Here is a 19177-nt window from a genome sequence, read left to right on the forward strand (position 1 = left end):
CCATTTATCTCAAACCGTCCTCATCCATCCCGCCAAGCGATGTGCCGCTTCCTCGAGCTGGTCGAGGCGGCGGTGGAAGCACAGGCGCAAAAACGCCTCTCCGCCAGGGCCGAAGGCGGTGCCCGGCGCCAGGCCGACATTGGCCTTGTCGACGATGTCGAAAGCGGCCCGGCGCGGATCGGTGATGCCGTCGACCGTGAAAAACAAATAGAACGCGCCTTGCGGCACGGTGAAGCGCGCTTTGCCGGTTGCGCCGAGAATATCGCAGACCAGGTCGCACGCCTTTCGCGCCCGCTCAACCTGTTCGACGATGAACGCATCACCGTGGTCCAGCGCCGCGACGGCGCCGCGCTGCATGAACTGGGCGACGCCTGAGGTCGAATACTGGATCAGGTTCTCGAACACCTGCTGCAGCTCGGGATGGGTCTTGATCCAGCCGACGCGCCAGCCGGTCATCGCCCAGTTCTTGGAAAAGGAGTTGACGAACAGGATGCGGTCTTCCGCGGTCGAAATGTCGAGGAAGGACGGCGCACGGCCGTGGCCGTAGTGGAACAGCGAATAGATCTCGTCGGCGATGATCCACAGGCCCTTTTGGCGGGCGAGATTCAGGATCGCCTGCAGCGTTTCCTTATCGGCCGTCCAGCCGGTGGGGTTCGATGGCGTGTTGACGAACAGCGCCTTGGTGCGCGGCGTCACCGCAGCTGCAATCTTGTCGACATCGCAGGACCAGCCATTGCCCGACTGGTCGAGCGTGACCGCAACCGGGGTAGCGCCGGAAATACCGGCGGCGGCGGCGAAATTCGGCCAGGCCGGGGAGAGATAGACCACCTCGTCGCCGCTGCCGGCGACCGCGGCTAATGCCAACTGAATGGCATGCATGCCGGAACCGGTGGCGATGAATTCCTCTTCGGCGAAGCTCTTGCCGAAATGCCTGGCATAGTAGCGAGAAAGCGCTTGCCTCAGCTCCGGAATGCCTTTCTGCCAAGTATAGAAGGTCTCGCCATTGGCGAGCCCCTTGGCGGCGGCTTCCGAAATGAAGGCAGGCGTCGGCAAATCGCCTTCACCGGCCCAGAGCGGGATCATGCCCTCGCGCGTACGGCCGTAATTGACGACGGCGACAATGCCGCTTTCGGGGGCGGCCACCGCTTCGCCGCGCAAGCTATCGATCAGGGTCATGGACAGATCCGTTTTGATGTCTGCTTTGATGCATGTCGTTATCCCAGAACCGCTGCACACTTCTGGGCGACATGCATTGGCGGATGGTCTTAGCAGATGCGGCAACAGAAAACCCCGGCCGCGAACGACCGGGGTTTTGGTCCAGAAATCTGGCCTTGTCTATTTCCTGGCGAGGAGATCGCGAATTTCGGTGAGCAGTGCGACGTCAGCCGGCGGCGGAGCCGCAGGTGCGGCCGGCTTCTCCCGCTCGAGCCGCTTGCGCATGTTGTTCACGGCCTTGACCATCAGGAAGATGATGAAAGCCAGGATGACGAAATTCAGCGCCACGGTGATAAAATTGCCGTAGGCGAACACCGCGCCTTCCTTACGCGCGTCGGCAAGATTGGTCGAATGCACTGTTGATGAGAGGCCTATGAAGTAGTTGGAAAAGTCGACGCCACCAAGTGCGCCGATGAAAGGCATGATGATGTCGTTGACAAGAGAATCGACGATCTTGCTGAAGGCCGCGCCGATGATGACGCCGACCGCAAGGTCCATCACATTTCCTTTGGAAATGAATTCCTGGAATTCTTTCAGCATTCGACCCTCCTTGTCATGACGGACCGCGCTGCCGCCGTCCCTCCGGCGTCGGCCCGTGCGCACCATAACAAAAACCTGCGGTTGCAACAGAAGCAAAAGCTGGAAAACACCGCTTTCTCCTTACCTTGGTTCACGGTTCGACAGGGCAGCGTCGCGACCATGCGCCGAAAGCCGCGATGGACTTGACCTTAGAGCTGTGATTGCCTCTGGGCAGGCCGGGGTGAAAGCTGGCCGAGGAGGATTTTCGGGCCGTGCAGGGCTGGTTCATCGTCATCATTGCCGTGGCCTATGTGACGCTGCTGTTCGCCATCGCTAGCCTTGGCGACCGGCGGTCGACGGCGTCGGGACCCGGCCACGCCCGGCCCTTCATCTATGCACTCAGCCTCGCCATCTACTGCACCTCCTGGACCTTTTTCGGCTCGGTCGGCCTGTCCTCCGAGCGCGGCCTCGAATTTCTCGGCATCTATACCGGCCCGGTGCTGGTGTTCGTGTTCGGCTTTCCGCTGCTCAATCGCATCGTGCGGCTGGCCAAGAGCGAGAAGATCACCTCGATCGCCGACTTCCTGGGCGCCCGCTATGGCAAGAGCTTTGCCGTCTCGGCGATCGCCACGCTGATCGCCACCATCGGCGCGGTGCCCTATATCGCACTGCAATTGAAGGCGATCTCCGGTTCGGTCGGCCTGATGGTCGAGCATTATACGGGATCGCCGCCCTCCTTCGATCCCTTCGTCAGCGACATCTCGCTGGTGGTGGCCATGCTCTTGGCGCTGTTTGCGGTGCTGTTCGGCACCCGCCATGCCGACGCCACCGAGCACCAGGACGGGCTGGTGCTGGCGGTGGCGGTCGAAACCGTGGTCAAGCTCGCCGCCTTCCTGGCGATCGGCCTGATGGTCACCTTCCTGATCTTCGGTGGCCCGGGCGACATGATCGACAAGCTGGCCGAAAACAGCCAGGTGCGGCAAGCCATGGGCTACAACACCTCGCTCGCCACCTGGCTGGTGCTGACTTGCCTGAGCGGCTTTGCCATTATCATGCTGCCGCGCCAGTTCTACGTCACCATCGTCGAGAACCGCGGCGAGGCCGAACTGCGCACCGCGACCTGGGTGTTTCCGCTCTATCTCGTGGCGATAAACCTGTTCGTGCTGCCGATCGCCTTCGCCGGCCTGGCGCTGGTCGGCGCCAAAACCACCAGTGACCTCTATGTGCTGGCGCTGCCCTTGTTCGGCGGCCATGACTTCCTCGCCATGGCCGCCTTCATCGGTGGGCTGTCGGCGGCGACCGCCATGGTGATCGTCGAAAGCGTGGCGCTGTCGATCATGATCTCCAACGACCTCGTCATCCCGCTGTTCGTGCGCCGCCTGCTCAAGACCACGACCTCTGAGAATGAGGATTGGTCGACGCTGATCCTCAACGTGCGGCGCGGCGCCATCTTCATCCTGTTGTTCATCGCCTTCCTCTACTACCGCGAAAGCACCAACTCGGCGCGGCTGTCGTCGATCGGCCTGATGTCGTTCGCGGCAATCGCCCAATTCGCGCCGGCGCTGATCGGCGGGCTGATCTGGCGCGGCGCCAATGGCCGCGGCGCGGCCCTTGGCATGGTCGCCGGCATCCTCGTCTGGGGCTATACGCTGCTTTTGCCGTCGCTCTCGGCAGCCGACGCGGACATCGTCGTGCAGGGGTTGTTCGGTTTCGAGGCGCTGCGGCCGCAGGCTCTGTTCGGCACCGTCGCCGAACCGTTGAACCACGGCGTGCTCTGGAGCCTGTCGGTCAACACGCTGTTCTTCGTGCTCGGCTCGCTGTCGCGCGCGTCAGTGCCGCTGGAGCGGATCCAGGCGTCGATCTTCGTGCCGCGCGAATCCGGCCCGATGCCCAGCCTGCGCCGCTTCCGCACCGCCATCACCGTCAACGTGCTGAAGGACACCATCTCGCGCTACCTCGGCGTCGAGCGCACCGAGCGCTCCTTCCAATCCTTCGAGAAAAGCAATGGCGTCTCGCTGCACGGCAATGAGCAGGCCAGCATGGATGTCATCCGCTTTTCCGAGCAGCTGCTGGCGAGCGCGGTCGGCTCGTCTTCGGCGCGGCTGATCCTGTCGCTGCTGTTTCGCCGCAACGACCGCGAGTCCAAGGACGCCTTTCGCCTGCTCGACGACGCCACCGAAGCGCTGCAGCACAATCGCGACCTGCTGCAGATCGCGCTCGACCAGATGGAGCAGGGCATCACCGTATTCGACCGCGATTTTCGTCTGATCTGCTGGAACAGACAATATCGCGCGCTGTTCGACCTGCCCGACGAGATGGGCCAGGTCGGCGTCTCGCTCGACCGCATCCTGCGCCACCTCGCCGAGCGCGGCGATATTCCGGCCGACCAGCGCGTGGCGATGCTCAACCGGCTGACCAGCTTCGTCAGCCCATGGCAGATGGAGTTGACGACCAGTGGCCGAATCCTCGAACTGCGTTCCAACCCGATGCCGGACGGTGGCATCGTTGCCACCTATGCCGACATATCAGGACGCGTCGAACAGGATTTGGCGCTGAAGCGGGCCAATGAATCGCTGGAGCAGCGGGTCAAGACGCGCACCATCGAACTGACTAGAGTCAACGAGGAGTTGACCCGGGTCAATGAGGAGTTGGCGCAGGCGCAGATGCTGGCCGAGGAGGCCAATCTGGGCAAGACGCGCTTCCTCGCCGCCGCCGGCCACGACATCCTGCAGCCGCTGAACGCCGCCCGTCTCTACTGCTCGTCGCTGATCGAAAAGGCCGGCAAGGGCCCGGCCGGGGAGGCTGCTATCAACATCGAATCCTCGCTCGAGTCGGTCGAGACGATCCTGGGCGCCGTGCTCGACATTTCCCGCCTCGACGCCGGCGCGATGAAACCAGACGACAGCGCCTTCCGCCTGGACGGGCTGCTGCGCCAGATCGGCAACGACTTCCAGCCGCTCGCCGCCGAAAAGAAACTCGATCTGAAGATCATGGCCTCGTCGCTCGGCGTGATGACGGACCGCAACTTGCTGCGCCGGTTGATCCAGAACCTGGTCTCCAACGCCATCAAATACACCCCCCATGGCCGCATCCTGGTCGGCGTGCGACGGCGCGGCGAACTCGCCGAGATCCAGGTGATCGACACTGGCATCGGCATTGCCGGCGACAAGCTGAACACGGTCTTCAACGAGTTCACCCGGCTGGACGAAGGCGTGCGCGAGGCCGAAGGTCTCGGCCTTGGCCTGTCCATCGTCGACCGCATCGCGCGGGTGCTGCGGCTCGAGATCCAGATCTTTTCCAACCCGGGCAAGGGTACGCGCTTTTCCGTTATCCTGCCGGTTGCGGCGGTTGAGGCGCCGCGGCGCGAGGTCGAGCCGAAGGCGCCTGCCCGCACCGCGAATTCGCTGGCCGGCCTGCGCGTCATGTGCATCGACAACGACGCCCGCATCCTCGACGGCATGCGGCTTCTGCTCGAGGGCTGGGGCTGCAGCATCGGCACGTTTTCGGGTCCGGAGGATTTTGGCAGGGCCGATCGTCCCGACATCGTGCTTGCCGACTATCATCTCGATGGCAGAAGCGGCCTCGACATCATCGCCCGCCTGCGTGACATCCATGGTTCGGACCTGCCGGCCGTGCTGGTCACCGCCGACCGCTCCACCGAGGTCCGTGCCGCTGCCGCCGCCCTGGACGTGCCGGTGATCAACAAGCCGCTGAAGCCGGCGGTGCTGCGTTCGATGATGGCAAGGGTCAGGCCGCTGGCGTCGGCGGCCGAGTAGAGTTTCTATCTTTTTGTTTTACGCAATTCCCAAGGGAAAGCGCTACGCACTTTTCCTGGAATAGCTTTAGCCCGCCGGCTGCAGCGGATCGCTGCCGATCTTGGACAGCTGGATCACCGCCTGGGTGCGGCTGTCGACGCCGAGTTTCTGCAGGATGGCCGAAACATGCGCCTTGACCGTCGCTTCGGAGACGCTGAGCTCGTAGGCGATCTGCTTGTTGAGCAGGCCTTCGGCCAGCATGCCGAGGACACGCGTCTGCTGCGGTGTCAGCGCCTGCAGCCGCTTGATCAGGTCGGATATTTCCGGGTCGCGCTCGACGCCGAGGTCGATGCCGACGGGGGCTGCGATATCGCCTGCCAGCACCGATTGCACAGCGCTGCGGATTTCCTCCATGCTGGCCGATTTGGAGATGAAGCCGGATGCGCCGAGATCGAGCGCACGCCGGATGGTCACCGGGTCGTCATGCGCCGACACCACCACAAGGGGCACCGCCGGGTGGATGCCGCGCAGCGCGATCAAGCCGGACAGGCCGCTGGCGCCCGGCATCGACAGATCGAGCAGCACGAGGTCGACATCCTCATGGGCCACGACCAGCGCCTTGGCGCTTTCGAAATCGCCGGCCTCGTGAATGGCGGCGACATCGCCGACGCCGGCAAGCGCCTCTTTCAAGGCGCCGCGGAACAGCGGATGGTCGTCGGCAATGACGAAGGTGTAGCCCGACGGCAAATGTTCCTCCCCAAATCCCTTATTGATTATCGGCTTTTACGGGACCGGACGATTATGCGGCGAAGCGCTTTGTTTCAAGCGGCAATGGCCGGACGGGGCATTTCCCCGCCGGGCAGTTCAGGTCTTTTGCGAGTTGAGTTTGGCGCCGTCGCCATTATCCTTGTCCATCTCCTTGACGATGCCCATGAAGCCGCGCAGCATGCGCTCCATATAGCTCATCGTCTTGTCGAAATCCTCTTCGCTCGGCAATTTCGATTCGAGACGGGCCGACAGCGAATTCTCCAACCTGGTGACGCGTTCGTCCATGGCCTTCATCGAGGACTGCAAACGATCGACCTCGTCCTGGAAGGCAGCGCGTTCGTCGGCCGCGATCTTGCAGACGAGCTGGCCGGAGCGCTCCTCGCAGATCGACATGGCGCCGGTCCGGGTGTCCATGCGGACATAGCCGTTGGCCGATTTTTCCAGCCGGTAGCGGTCGGTCTCTTCGGACCAGGCCGATGCCGCAACCAGCGAGACCAGTGCGGCGGGGATCAGTATGTGCTGCAGACGCATGTTCCATCCTCCACGAGCCAGTATGCGCAACCTATCACAGCTTTGCGCCGTAAATGCGGACGAGTTGCCCTTCCCCGCATGATCGGTTCGGATTATAGCGCAACCATGTCTCAGATTATCTACAAGATCGCGCCCGAAGCGCTTTGGCGCGAGGCCGAGAAAAACGGCCGTTTCACCGGCGCTCCGATCGATATCGCCGACGGCTTCATCCATTTCTCCACCGCTGATCAGGTCAGGGAGACGGCGGCGAAGCATTTCGCCGGCCAGATGGATTTGCTGCTGATCGCCATCGACGGGGCGCTGCTCGGTGACGCGCTGAAATACGAGGTCTCGCGGGGCGGCGCGCTGTTCCCGCATCTCTATGGCGTGCTCGATATGAGCGCCGTGCTGTGGGTGCGGCCACTGCCGCTCGGGGCCGACGGCGCCCATCAATTCCCGGCGCTGGAGGCCGAATGATCGTGTTCGATCGCATCGGCCAGAAACTGCTGTTCACCTTCGATCCGGAAACGGCGCATGGCATGTCGATCGCGGCGCTGCGATGCGGTCTGCCGGTCGGCGCGCGGACGGTGCGCGACGACAGGTTGAAGCTCAGCCTCTGTGGCATCGCCTTCCCCAATCCGCTCGGCATGGCCGCAGGCTACGACAAGAACGCCGAGGTGCCCGACGCGCTGCTTGGCCTCGGCTTCGGCTTTGCCGAAGTCGGCACCGTGACGCCGCTGCCGCAGGCCGGCAGTCCGAAGCCGCGCATTTTCCGGCTGACTGAGGATGATGCGGTGATCAACCGCCTGGGCTTCAACAATGAGGGCCACGAGGCGGCGGAAAAACGCCTTGCCGCGCGCCAGGGACGCGGCGGCATTGTCGGCGTCAACATCGGCGCCAACAAGGACAGCGCCGATCGTGTCCGTGACTATGAGTTGGGCGTTTCCCGTTTTGCGAAATACGCCAGCTATCTCACCGTCAACATCTCGTCGCCCAACACGCCCGGCCTGCGCACCATGCAGGCGCGCGAACAGCTCGGCGAACTGTTGTCTCGGGTCATGTCGGTGCGTGCAGCAGCTTCGGCGCAGCCGCCCCTCTTCCTCAAGATCGCGCCCGATCTGGTCGAGGCCGAGCTTGAAGACATCGCCGCCGAAGTCAGCGAGAAGCAGATTGACGGCGTCATCGTCTCCAACACGACGCTGGCGCGAACCGGATTGCGTAGCGCCACCAGCGAGACCGGCGGGCTCTCCGGCAAACCGCTGTTCGAGCGTTCGACCATCGTGCTGGCCAAGATGCGCAAATTGCTCGGGCCGGAGCGCGCCATTATCGGCGTCGGCGGCGTCGATTCGGCCGAGAACGCGCTGGAGAAAATCCGCGCCGGCGCCGATCTCGTCCAGCTCTACACCGGCATGATCTATGCCGGGCCGGCGCTGCCGGGGCGCATCCTTGCCGGGATGGTGCGATTTGCCGACAAGGAGCGGCTGAAATCATTGCGCGAACTGCGCGACAGCCGGCTCGATCAGTGGGCTGCCAGGCCGCTCTAAAACGCCGTGCGCAACCGGAGCCGCAGGATGGCCAGCAGGCTGAAGCCGCGCACCAGCAGGAAAACGTGCAGCGCCGCCCACAGGCCGTGATTGCCGAGAGACGGCGCCAAGCTGAACAATGCGGCGCTGAAGGCCAGGAACGACACCAGCATCATGTTGCGCATGTCGCGCGACCAGGTAGCGCCGATGAAGACGCCGTCCATCTGGAAGGCCAGCACGCCGCTCAGCGGTGTCAGTGCCGCCCACGGCAGATAGATGTCGGCAACAGCACGAACATCCGGCGACGTGGTGATCAACGAAATCAGGCCGGCGCCGCCGAGCCAGAAGATCAGCGTGGCGGTTCCGGCGAGGCCGAACCCCCAGAATAAGGTCAGACGTACCGCCCGGCGGAACGCCGTCTCGGCACGTGCGCCGATCGCGCGTCCCGCCAACTGTTCGGCCGCGGTGGCGAAACCGTCGAGAAAATAGCCGGCGACGAGGAAGAAGTTCATCAGCACGGCATTGGCGGCCAGCGTCAGCGTGCCGAACTGCGCGCCCTGGCGGGTGAACAGCGCGAAAGCGGCGAGCAGCGAGAACGAGCGGATCATGATATCGCGGTTGAGCGACAGCATGCGCAGGAAAGCGGGCATGTCGAGCAGGCGATGCCGCGGCAGGCGGGGTGCGGCCCGGAAGCGCCAGACAACGATGGCGAGACCCAGCAGCATGGCCAGACATTCGCCGGTGACGGTCGCCCAGGCCACGCCGGCGACGCCCCAGCCAAGCTTCAGGCCGAGCAGGATGCAAAGCACGATGTTGATGCCGTTGAGCACCGCCTGCAGCATCAGCCCAAGCCCGCCCTCGCCGCGTCCAAGGACATAGCCGAGGATGGCGTAGTTGATCAGCGTGAAGGGGGCGGCGAGCATTCTGATGTGGATATAGACGCCCATCGCCTCGCCGACGCGCGCTTCGCCGCCGATGAATTTCTGGCCGGCGATGGCAATCAGCGGCGCAAGGACGACAAGCACGATGCCGGCGGCGACCGCGATCAGCACGGCGCGCCAGAACACCGCCTGCTCCTCCAGTTCGTCGCCGCGCCCAAACGCCTGGGCGACGAGGCCGGTGGTACCGGAGCGCAGGAAATTGAAGGTGCTGAAGACCACGTCGAAGACCAGCGCCCCGGCCGCCAGGCCGCCGAGCAGGGCGGCATCGCCGAACTGCCCGACCACCGCCGTGTCGACGATGCCGAGCAGCGGCGTCGTCAGATAGGCGAGCGTCATCGGCACGGCGATGGCGAGCACCGAACGGTTGGTGACGGCGAAGGGTCTCGCGTCGGCTGGGATTGCACCCGTGTCCAGGGGACTGCTGCCTTGCTGATTGCGGCTTGATCGAACAGCCGATGTGCCCCATTTTCCGGCCACCGCGCAATCACTCTTGCCGTGACGGCCAACCGAAATGTTCTTCTGGCGCGAGCCCGCCGGATCCGAGTACTGGTTTTAAGCAATTCCCAAGGGGAAGCGCTACGCGCTTCTCCCGGGAAAACCGCTGCACACTTTTCCTGGAATTGCTTTAGCCATGCCCCTGCAGATCGTCCATCATCCCGACTACGATGCCGGCTTCGCCGTCAATCATCGCTTTCCGATGAGCAAATATCCGCTGCTGATGCAGGCCTTGCATATCAGGGGTCTGATCCATGCGGGGGCGCTGTCGATGCCCGAGCCGGCGCCGGCCTCCTGGCTGAAGCTCGCCCATGCGGCTGATTATGTCGACCAGGTCATCACGTGTTCAGTGCCTGAAAAGATCGAGCGCGAGATCGGCTTTCCCGTGGGACCGCGCGTTTCGCTCAGGGCGCAACTCGCCGCCGGCGGCACGGTGCTGGCGGCGCGACTGGCGCTTATCAATGGCATTGCCTGCAACAGCGCCGGCGGCAGCCACCATGCGCGGCGCGCGCAAGGCGCGGGCTTCTGCACCTTCAACGATGTTGCCGTCGCTTCGCTGGTGCTGCTAGCCCAAGACGCGGTGAAAAACATCCTGATCGTCGATCTCGATGTGCATCAGGGCGACGGCACCGCGGACATCCTGAAAGACGAGCCACGCGCGTTCACCTTTTCCATGCATGGCGAGCGCAATTATCCGGTGCGCAAGATTGCCTCCGATCTCGACGTTGCCCTGCCGGACGGCACCGGCGATGGCGCCTATCTCGAACGGCTGGGTGTCCTCCTGCCGGAGCTCTCGGCCAAGGCGCACTGGGACATCGTCTTCTACAATGCCGGTGTCGACGTGCATGCCGAGGACCGGCTCGGCCGGCTATCGCTCAGCGATGACGGCGTGCGTGCCCGCGACGCCATGGTGATCGGTCATTTCCGCGCGCTGGGCATCCCGGTCTGCGGTGTCATCGGCGGCGGCTATTCGACCGATGTCGCAGCGCTCGCGGCGCGCCACGCCATCCTGTTCGAGGTGGCGTCGGACTTTGCCTGAGTGGCCTTTGGTTTGAGCACAATCTTTTCCGAAAACCGGTTGCCACTTTTCGGGATCGTGGTCCGCTTCACTTCCGGTAGTTCGCGAGCCTGAGCAGGATGAACACCGGCACGACGATCGCGGCGCCGAGCAGGATATAGCCCAAGAAGCGATAGACCGCGTTGAAGCCAAGATTCCACAGATCGATGAAGAAACCCTGGATGCGGTAGAAGACGTCCATCGGCGTCCAGCCGAACGCATTCACGACCAGGCCGACGAGGAACGACACGACCAGCAGCTTGATGATCACCCTGACGGGCGAGTCACCGAGAAAGCGCGTCACTGTGGACAAGGGCCTGCCTCCAGATTGGTGTGCCCGGATTCGGGGTACAAACCCACGAATACGCACTTGCTGCGCCCGCATCAAGGCAGGCGGACCGGCGCAATCGGTCGGGTTTCCAACAGCCGTTTCCGAAGAGCTGTCCAAGGGCGATTGCCCGAAGCACGCCCATCATGATATCGAGAGGCCGACGCGGGTATGATGTAATGGTAGCTTGTCAGCTTCCCAAGCTGAACGCGAGGGTTCGATTCCCTCTACCCGCTCCAGTTCCTATCCCACCTCCCGCAAGATAAAATCGTGCAGCATCTTGGCTGCCGGCGACAGGACGCGGTTCTTCACCGTGATCAGGCTGTAGGGGCGGACCTCGATGTCGAACTCGGTCTGGACGACATCGATGGCGCCGGCGAGACCGTCGGGGTTCTGGATGAATTTTGCCACCTGGATCGACACCGGGGCGATGGCGTCGGACTGCGCCACCATGACCAGTGTGAGCAGCAGCGACGAGGTGTTGAGGATGCGGTCCGGCAGGGCGATGTTGCGGTTCAGGAAATTGCTCTCCATCGCCTGGCGCAGCGGCGACCCGCCCGACTGGAACACCCAGTCGAAGGCGGCGGTGTCCTCCAGCCGCACCGCCCTCCCATTGTTAAGAGGATGGCCATTGCTCAGCGGGTGGCCGCGACGCACGATCAGGCAGGCCTTCTCGACGCCGATGACACGGGATTCGAACAGGCGCGGATTGAGGTCTTCGGGAACACGGGCGATGATGAAATCATGGCGCGTGGCGATCAGTTCGCGCGCCAGCACATTCGACGTCTCGACCTGCATGGTAATCTCGATGCGCGGATAGAGGCGGCGTATCTCGCGGATCGCCGGGACCGCCAGTTCGATCGCCGGCGCCGTCACCGCGCCAAGGAACACCGAGCCGCCCTTGCCGGCCTTGAGCTCCGATATTTCGCGGTCGGCCTCGCGCATTTCGAGCAGGATCGAGCGCGCGCGCCGGGCCAGCGCCTTGCCGTAAGGGGTGAGTGTGATGCCGCGCGGCAGCCTTTCGCAGAGCTTCACCTCGAGCACCGCTTCCATCTCGGAAATCATGCGCGAGGCCGCCGGCTGCGAGATGTTCATCACCTGGGCGGCAGCACTCACCCGACCGTGATCGTCGAGTGCTGCGATCATGCGCATGTGACGCAGGCTCAAGCCGCTACGCAGAAGTGTCTCGCCATCGCCCGGCAATTCATCGTAACCGCTTGAAATTCCCTGAGGACCTCGTAAAGCCGCCATGCCTTTTCCCGCTTCCGCCACTGTTCCAGCCCGGTTTAGTCATATACCGGTTTTGGTATAGCAACCACCGAAGATCGCATTTGACAGTTATGGCAAAGGGTCACACTTTCGCGCGTCCTCAAGACTTGACGGTCGATGACGAGCAAAATCGTATCGATTTAAATCAAGACTGAGGGCCGATTGGGAGGATACCGGAGATCGATTATGACGGCGGCGGCGCTTTGGTGCATCCGCCCGACTGCGCGGCCCGCGAAGCCCCGAGGTGTCGCGTCCATCAACCAGGGAGAGTTTTACGTGAAAATCATCAAGACACTGGCCGCCGTCGCGGCCCTTGGCATCGCTGCCATGACCTACTCGGCGCACGCAGCCGACAAGGGTCTTGTCGGCGTGCTGATGCCGACCAAGACCTCGCAGCGCTGGATCAATGACGGCGATGCCGTCAAGTCCCAGCTCGAAGCTCTCGGCTACACGGTCGACCTGCAGTACGCGCAGGACGACATCCCCAACCAGCTCAGCCAGCTGGAAAACGAAATCACCAAGGGCCCGAAGGCGCTGATCATCGCTTCGATCGACGGCACGACCCTGTCGGACGCGCTGCAGAAGGCCGCTGACGCCGGCGTCGTCGTCGTCGCCTATGACCGCCTGATCAAGAAGACCGCCAATGTCGATTACTACACCACCTTCGACAATTTCGGCGTCGGCGTGATCCAGGCGAACTCGCTGGTCAAGGGCCTCAAGGAGCGCTTCCCGAACACCAAGCCGTGGAACGTCGAACTGTTCGGCGGCTCGCCGGACGACAACAACGCCTTCTTCTTCTACAACGGCGCAATCTCGGTGCTGCAGCCGCTGATCGATGACGGCTCGATCAAGATCAAGTCCGGCCAGACCGGCATGGACAAGGTCGGCACGCTGCGCTGGCTCGCCGCCACCGCCCAGGCGCGCATGGACAACCTGCTGTCGGCCAACTACTCGGACGGCAGCCGCGTCGATGGCGTTCTTTCGCCCTATGACGGCCTGTCGCGCGGCATCACCGCTTCGCTGCGCGCCGTCGGTTACGGCACCGACGCCCAGCCGTGGCCGATCGTGACCGGCCAGGACGCCGAGACCGCTTCGGTCAAGCTGATCATCACGGGCGAGCAATACTCGACCGTGTTCAAGGACACCCGCGAACTGGCCAAGGCCACCGTCGAACTCGTCGACAAGGTGCTCTCGGGCGGCAAGCCGGACGGCCTCGATGAAAAGACCTACAATAACGACGTCAAGGTCGTCCCCTCGATCCTTTTGACGCCGCATGAGGTCGACAAGTCGAACTACCAGGCACTGGTCGTCGACTCCGGCTACATCAAGGCCGACGAACTGAAGTAATCCGTTTATAAAGACAGGGGTCCTGCGCGACGCAGGACCCCTTTCCGTTCACAAGCGACCCCGGTATTGTTTCTACCGGACTTAGTTTGCGTGCATGTCGTTGCCTCAAACCGCAAGCACTTTGGAGCGACATGCAACAGGAGGAGCTTGCCCTGATGACGACGATTTTGGAGATGCGCGACATCACCAAGACGTTCCCCGGCGTGAAGGCGCTGTCGAACGTCAACCTCAGCGTCGAAGAAGGCGAGATCCACGCCGTGGTTGGCGAGAACGGCGCCGGCAAGTCGACGCTGATGAAGGTTCTGTCGGGCGTCTATCCCGCCGGCACCTATGACGGCCAGATCATTTTTCAGGGTCAGGAATGCCAGTTCAAAGGTATCCATGACAGCGAACACAAGGGCATCGTCATCATCCACCAGGAGCTAGCGCTGGTGCCGATGCTGTCGATCACCGAAAATATCTTCCTCGGCAACGAAAACGCCCGATACGGCGTCATCGACTGGGATGCCAACGAGGCGCGCACCGCTGCCCTGTTGAAGAAGGTGGGCCTCAAGGAGGACCCCAAGACACTGATCACCAATATCGGCGTCGGCAAGCAGCAGCTGGTCGAGATCGCCAAGGCGCTGAGCAAGGACGTCAAGCTTTTAATCCTCGATGAGCCGACCGCTTCGCTCAGCGAGAGAGACAGCCAGGCGCTGCTCGATCTTCTGCTCGAATTCAAGCGGCAAGGCATGACCTCGATCCTGATCTCGCACAAGCTCAACGAGATCAACCGGGTCGCCGACAAGGTAACCGTCATCCGTGACGGGCGCACCATCGAGACGCTGGCCAAGAAGGATATCTCCGAAGACCGCATCATCACCTCGATGGTCGGCCGTTCGCTAGACGACCGCTATCCGCCGCGCGAGCCCAAGATCGGCGAAGTCGTGTTCGAGGTGAAGAACTGGTCGGTCTATCACCCGCTCCATGCCGAGCGGCAGGTGATCAAGGGCATCGACATCAATGTGCGCAAGGGCGAGGTGGTCGGCATCGCCGGGCTGATGGGCGCCGGCCGCACCGAATTCGCCATGAGCCTGTTCGGCCGCTCCTATGGCCGCCGCATCACCGGCGAAGTGCTGCTCAAGGGCAAGCCGGTCGATGTCTCATCGGTAAGCAAGGCGGTCCAACACGGCATCGCCTATGTCACCGAGGACCGCAAGACCTACGGCCTCAACCTCATCGACCATATCAAGCATAACATTACGCTGGCCAATCTCGACGGCGTGTCGCGCCACAGCGTGATCGACGACATGCGCGAACTTGCGGTCGCCAACGACTATCGCAAGAAGACCAATATCCGAGCGTCCAGCGTCTATCAGATGACCGGCAATCTTTCCGGCGGCAACCAGCAGAAGGTGGTGCTGTCGAAATGGTTGTTTGCCGACCCTGACGTGCTGATCCTCGACGAGCCGACACGCGGCATCGATGTCGGCGCCAAGTATGAAATCTACACGATCATCGCGCGCCTTGCCTCGGAGGGTAAGGCGATCGTGGTCATCTCGTCGGAAATGCCGGAATTGCTGGGGATTACCGACCGCATCTACGTCATGAACGAAGGGCGCATGGTGGGCGAAATGCCGGCGGCGGAAGCAAGCCAGGAAAAGATAATGCGCGCCATCGTCCGGGGAGAAGGAAAAGCAGCATGAGCACCGAAAGCGCCCCCGCCCCGCAGGGCAACGTCGCCGACGAACAGCGCCCGCGCATCGCCGTCTCGGCGCTGGCGACGAATTTACGCGAATACGGACTGATCATAGCCCTGATCGTCATCATGCTGTTCTTCCAGTTCACCACGTCGGGGACGTTGTTCAAGCCGGTAAACCTCAGCAATCTGGTGCAGCAGAACTCCTTCATCATCGTGATGGCGCTGGGCATGCTGCTGGTGATCGTATCGGGCTATATCGACCTCAGCGTCGGATCGGTCGCCGGTTTCATTGGCGCGCTGGCGGCAAACATGATGGTCATCTGGCAACTCGGACCGCTGAGCAATCCCCTGGTGGTTTCGATCGTCTGCCTGGTCGCGGGTGGCCTGATCGGCGCCGCGCAAGGGTATTGGATCGCCTATCACCGGATACCGAGCTTCATTGTCACGCTGGCCGGCATGCTGATCTTCCGCGGCATTTGCCAGGCGTTGCTTGGCGGCGGCTCGTCGGTGGGTCCGCTTCCCGACGACTTCAAGATGCTCAGCTCCGGCTTCATCCCGGATGTGATCGGCCCACTGACGCTCGTCCCGCCGGTCGTGAACGCAGCCGGCAAGACCATCATGGGCAGCGGCGTGACCCTGCACATGACGACGGTCGTGCTGGGGCTGATCGCCGTGCTCGCCTATGCCTATTTCGGGGTCCGCACCCGGCGCAAACGAGAACGCCATGGTTATGAGGCCGAGCCCTTCACCCTGTTCGTCGTCAAGACGCTGGTCGCCAGCGCGCTGGCGCTGTTCCTGGTCTATGAGTTTGCCAGCTACCGCGGCCTGCCCGTGGTGCTGCTGGTCATGGGCGTGCTGATCACGCTGTTCGTCTTCGTCACCAAGCGCATGACCATCGGGAGGCGCATCTACGCCATGGGCGGCAATCCCAAGGCGGCGCAGCTGTCGGGCATCAACACCGAGCGGCTGACGCTGATGGTGTTCATCAATATGGGCGTGCTGTCGGCGCTTGGCGGCCTGATCATCGCGGCTCGTCTGGGCCAGGCGGTCCCGGCGGCGGGTCTCGGCTCGGAGCTCGACGTCATCGCCGCCGTGTTCATCGGCGGCGCCTCGGCGATGGGCGGCGTCGGCCAGGTCATCGGGGCGGTCGTCGGCGGCTTCATCATGGGCGTGATGAACAACGGCATGTCGATCATGGGCGTCAATGTCGACTGGCAGCAGGTGGTCAAAGGCCTGGTGCTGCTCGGCGCCGTGATCTTCGACGTCTACAATAAGAACAAGGCCTGACAAGCTTCAGGCGAGGCAAGCAGGAGGCATACGGTCGCGGTGCAGCCGGCAAGTTGTCGGCATAAGAAGTCCCCCGAGGGATGGAGCTCGCGAGCGCAATCCGGACGAAGAGTTCAACCCGTGGCGCGGCGAGGTCCGAGCCGCGCAGGTCAAGGTTTGCCAAGGGGCAACCCGGCCAAGGCACATGAGAGAGGATTTCATCATGCTAATCTCCCAGATCCTCGACGACGCCGAGACCATCCGCGTCGTCGCCCGCAATGGCGGCGGCAAGACCAGGATCATCAACGGCGCCCGCAGCGTCTATTCGCTGGCCATGGAAGCCGCGCGCACCGGAACGGGCCTCGCCGCGCTGATCGAGCGCAAGGGGTTCGGTGAAGCGATAGACCTCGACGCCGTCTACAAGAAGGGCCGGCTGGTGTCGCCGATCAACCATCCCGATCCTGCGCATCTGCATCTGACCGGCACCGGCCTGACCCATCTCGGCTCGGCGGCGACGCGCGATTCCATGCACAAGAAGCTCAGCGATGGCGGCGAGGAGCAGCTTACCGATTCCATGAAGATGTTCCGCATGGGGCTCGAAGGCGGCAAGCCGGCCAAGGGCCAGACCGGCGTGCAGCCGGAATGGTTCTACAAGGGCAACGGCACCATGGCGGTGGCGCCGGGCGCCGCACTGATGTCGCCGGCCTTTGCGCAGGACGCCGGCGAGGAGCCGGAAATCGCCGGCATCTATGTCATCGGCGACGACGGCGCGCCGTTCCGCGTCGGCTTCACGCTGTCGAACGAGTTTTCCGATCATGTTACCGAGCGGGTGAACTATCTGTTCCTGGCACATTCCAAACTGCGCAACGCCTCGTTCGGGCCGGAAATCCTGATCGGCGACCTGCCGGCCGACGTCAGGGGCTCATCGCGAATCTATCGCGACAGCAATTTGCTGTGGGAAAAGCCGTTCCTGTCGGGCGAAGCGAACATGTCGCACACAATCGCCAATCTCGAACATCATCACTTCAAATATTCGGCCTTCCGCCAGCCGGGCGACGTGCATGTGCACATGTTCGGCACGGCGACGCTGTCCTTTGCCGACGGCATCAAGACTCAGGCCGGCGACGTGTTCGAGATCGAGGCCGGGGATTTCGGCCTGCCGCTGCGCAACCCGCTGGAGATCGAGCAGCCGGTGAAGGTGGCGGTGAAGGCGCTTTGAGGCAGCATCACATTTGGGAGCCGGAATGAACGGAATGCGGCTTGTCATTGTGTTCACGGGCGTGGCCCTGTTCCTGACCCAACCGTCGGTGGCCTTTAGCGCCGGCCAGTGCAGCCCGAAGTCCTATCGTGAAGCCCGTTTGGCGATGACGAGCCGTCTTCTGGCAACCGGCTATTCGAAAGCCCAGGTGACTTTCTGATGCGCAACACGGATCACATGACATCAGCGCTTCGCACCGACAGGCTGAACAACAATGGCAAGGTCTGCGGCATCGACTCCGCCAAGGCCCATGTCCTCGGTTGCCTCGACAAGCAGTTGTTCCCGTTGAAGCGCGGCTCAAACGCTTCGCTCGACGAGGTCAAACTGACCGAAGGCTTTTGGGGCAGGAAACGTTTGGCCGCACGCGAACTGCTGTTTATCGGCCATTTTCATGCCTGCCTTGGCGCCGCGAAAGAGTATCTCTTTCGCGGCTGACTCCGGCGGGCCGGAAGTCAATAAATATCGAAATCGAAATACTTGGCCTGGATCTTCTTGTAAGTGCCGTCGGCGACGATGGCGTCTATCGCCGCATTCAGCTTGTCGCGCAGCGCCGTGTCTTCCAGGCGGACAGCGATGCCGGCTTGCGTCTCGGTGCCCTTGACGTCGCCGACAAGCTTGCAGCAGCCTTCGCTCGCCTTCTTCAGCCAGTCCATCAGCACGAACTTGTCGGAGATGACGGCGTCGAGACGGCCGTTCTGCAGGTCGGTGATCGCCTCTTCCTGGGTGGGGTAGAGTTTCGCCTCGGCGCCGGCCTTGCCATAGGCGTCCTGCGCATAGTCGGCCTGGGTGGTCGAGGCCTGCGCGCCCACCGTCTTGCCGGCAAGGGCTGCCGGTTCGGTGGAAGTGAGGTCGCTGTCCTTCGGCGCCACCAGTGCCAGCGGCGTCGTGTAGTATTTGTCGGTGAAGGCGACCTGTTTCTTGCGCTCCTCGGTGATGCTCATCGAGGCGATGATGGCGTCGAACTTTTTCGCCTGCAGCGCCGGGATGATGCCGTCCCAGTCCTGGGTGACGATCTCGCACTCGACCTTCATCTGCGCACACAGCGCATTGGCAATGTCGATGTCGAAGCCCTCGATCTTGCCGTCCGCGGTGATGGTGTTGAAGGGCGGATAAGCGCCCTCGGTGCCGATCTTCAATTTCTCCTGCGCCTCAGCCAGCGAGCCGGCCGATATCACCAGCATGGCAGCGCCCGCTGCCGATATGATCCATCTTGAAATCTGCATTTTGGTTCCCCTTGCGCGCCGT

General features: G+C 62.8%; 18 protein-coding genes and 1 tRNA gene. 11 read left to right on the plus strand and 8 right to left on the minus strand.

Annotation, left to right across the window (positions count from 1 at the left end):
* Positions 1–9 precede the first annotated feature (9 nt).
* Positions 10–1176, minus strand: a complete 1167-nt coding sequence (locus tag ACYG9R_RS06820; protein ID WP_023699525.1) for a pyridoxal phosphate-dependent aminotransferase — start codon at positions 1174–1176, stop codon at positions 10–12.
* A 159-nt stretch (positions 1177–1335) separates the two neighbouring features.
* Positions 1336–1755 carry a large conductance mechanosensitive channel protein MscL gene (gene mscL, locus ACYG9R_RS06825; protein ID WP_023681933.1) on the minus strand — a complete coding sequence of 140 codons (420 nt, stop codon included), beginning with the start codon at positions 1753–1755 and terminating at the stop codon, positions 1336–1338.
* 251 nt (positions 1756–2006) lie between these two features.
* On the opposite strand from mscL, the gene ACYG9R_RS06830 reads away from it, so the two are divergent.
* Positions 2007–5510 (plus strand): PAS domain-containing hybrid sensor histidine kinase/response regulator, encoded by a 3504-nt coding sequence (locus ACYG9R_RS06830; RefSeq protein ID WP_023823718.1) that lies wholly within the window; start codon positions 2007–2009, stop codon positions 5508–5510.
* Between the two features lie 66 nt (positions 5511–5576).
* Here ACYG9R_RS06830 and ACYG9R_RS06835 read toward each other — a convergent pair whose 3' ends face one another.
* Both ACYG9R_RS06835 and ACYG9R_RS06840 read right to left on the minus strand, forming a co-directional pair.
* Positions 5577–6236: a response regulator transcription factor gene (locus ACYG9R_RS06835; RefSeq protein WP_023688678.1), complete on the minus strand. Its 660-nt coding sequence runs from the start codon at positions 6234–6236 to the stop codon at positions 5577–5579.
* A 117-nt stretch (positions 6237–6353) separates the two neighbouring features.
* Positions 6354–6788 carry a hypothetical protein gene (locus ACYG9R_RS06840; RefSeq protein ID WP_023669646.1) on the minus strand — a complete coding sequence of 145 codons (435 nt, stop codon included), beginning with the start codon at positions 6786–6788 and terminating at the stop codon, positions 6354–6356.
* A gap of 105 nt (positions 6789–6893) precedes the next feature.
* On the opposite strand from ACYG9R_RS06840, the gene ACYG9R_RS06845 reads away from it, so the two are divergent.
* Together ACYG9R_RS06845 and ACYG9R_RS06850 are read left to right on the plus strand one after the other, a co-directional pair.
* Positions 6894–7244 carry a DUF952 domain-containing protein gene (locus tag ACYG9R_RS06845; protein WP_023669645.1) on the plus strand — a complete coding sequence of 117 codons (351 nt, stop codon included), beginning with the start codon at positions 6894–6896 and terminating at the stop codon, positions 7242–7244.
* Positions 7241–8311, plus strand: coding sequence for a quinone-dependent dihydroorotate dehydrogenase (locus ACYG9R_RS06850; RefSeq protein ID WP_023823719.1), 1071 nt, complete (start codon positions 7241–7243; stop codon positions 8309–8311). The genes ACYG9R_RS06845 and ACYG9R_RS06850 overlap by 4 nt, the downstream gene beginning before the upstream one ends.
* On the opposite strand, the gene ACYG9R_RS06855 is transcribed toward ACYG9R_RS06850, so the two are convergent.
* The gene (locus ACYG9R_RS06855; protein WP_023696686.1) at positions 8308–9645 is read right to left on the minus strand and encodes an MATE family efflux transporter; all 1338 of its coding nucleotides are present in this window, start codon (positions 9643–9645) and stop codon (positions 8308–8310) included. The genes ACYG9R_RS06850 and ACYG9R_RS06855 overlap by 4 nt on opposite strands.
* A 217-nt stretch (positions 9646–9862) precedes the next feature.
* Between ACYG9R_RS06855 and ACYG9R_RS06860 the strand changes: the two genes are divergently transcribed.
* Positions 9863–10765, plus strand: a complete 903-nt coding sequence (locus ACYG9R_RS06860) for a histone deacetylase family protein (RefSeq protein ID WP_023740733.1) — start codon at positions 9863–9865, stop codon at positions 10763–10765.
* Between the two features lie 67 nt (positions 10766–10832).
* Here ACYG9R_RS06860 and ACYG9R_RS06865 read toward each other — a convergent pair whose 3' ends face one another.
* Positions 10833–11096: a DUF6460 domain-containing protein gene (locus ACYG9R_RS06865; protein WP_023823720.1), complete on the minus strand. Its 264-nt coding sequence runs from the start codon at positions 11094–11096 to the stop codon at positions 10833–10835.
* A gap of 180 nt (positions 11097–11276) precedes the next feature.
* Here ACYG9R_RS06865 and ACYG9R_RS06870 point away from each other — a divergent pair.
* Positions 11277–11350, plus strand: a tRNA-Gly gene (locus ACYG9R_RS06870).
* Positions 11351–11354: 4 nt separating this feature from the next.
* On the opposite strand, the gene ACYG9R_RS06875 is transcribed toward ACYG9R_RS06870, so the two are convergent.
* Positions 11355–12362 carry a LysR family transcriptional regulator gene (locus ACYG9R_RS06875; protein ID WP_023669640.1) on the minus strand — a complete coding sequence of 336 codons (1008 nt, stop codon included), beginning with the start codon at positions 12360–12362 and terminating at the stop codon, positions 11355–11357.
* A 294-nt stretch (positions 12363–12656) separates the two neighbouring features.
* Between ACYG9R_RS06875 and chvE the strand changes: the two genes are divergently transcribed.
* The 6 genes from chvE (at position 12657) to ACYG9R_RS06905 (ending at position 18367) form a co-directional block, all read left to right on the plus strand.
* Complete coding sequence (chvE, locus tag ACYG9R_RS06880) at positions 12657–13727, plus strand: multiple monosaccharide ABC transporter substrate-binding protein (RefSeq protein ID WP_023681943.1); 1071 nt, start codon at positions 12657–12659, stop codon at positions 13725–13727.
* Between the two features lie 152 nt (positions 13728–13879).
* Positions 13880–15412, plus strand: a complete 1533-nt coding sequence (gene mmsA / locus ACYG9R_RS06885) for a multiple monosaccharide ABC transporter ATP-binding protein (protein ID WP_031195625.1) — start codon at positions 13880–13882, stop codon at positions 15410–15412.
* On the plus strand, positions 15409–16695 hold the full coding sequence (gene mmsB, locus ACYG9R_RS06890; protein ID WP_023669637.1) for a multiple monosaccharide ABC transporter permease: 1287 nt from the start codon (positions 15409–15411) through the stop codon (positions 16693–16695). Before mmsA ends, mmsB begins: the two co-directional genes overlap by 4 nt.
* A gap of 202 nt (positions 16696–16897) precedes the next feature.
* Positions 16898–17893: an AraD1 family protein gene (gene araD1, locus ACYG9R_RS06895; protein WP_023669636.1), complete on the plus strand. Its 996-nt coding sequence runs from the start codon at positions 16898–16900 to the stop codon at positions 17891–17893.
* Between the two features lie 25 nt (positions 17894–17918).
* Positions 17919–18092 carry a hypothetical protein gene (locus tag ACYG9R_RS06900; RefSeq protein WP_023703435.1) on the plus strand — a complete coding sequence of 58 codons (174 nt, stop codon included), beginning with the start codon at positions 17919–17921 and terminating at the stop codon, positions 18090–18092.
* Positions 18092–18367: a hypothetical protein gene (locus tag ACYG9R_RS06905; protein WP_023823721.1), complete on the plus strand. Its 276-nt coding sequence runs from the start codon at positions 18092–18094 to the stop codon at positions 18365–18367. Before ACYG9R_RS06900 ends, ACYG9R_RS06905 begins: the two co-directional genes overlap by 1 nt.
* 17 nt (positions 18368–18384) lie before the next feature.
* On the opposite strand, the gene ACYG9R_RS06910 is transcribed toward ACYG9R_RS06905, so the two are convergent.
* Positions 18385–19155, minus strand: coding sequence for an ABC transporter substrate-binding protein (locus tag ACYG9R_RS06910; RefSeq protein ID WP_023823722.1), 771 nt, complete (start codon positions 19153–19155; stop codon positions 18385–18387).
* Between the last annotated feature and the right edge of the window lie 22 nt (positions 19156–19177).

It is taken from the genome of Mesorhizobium sp. RSR565B (genome assembly GCF_054719465.1).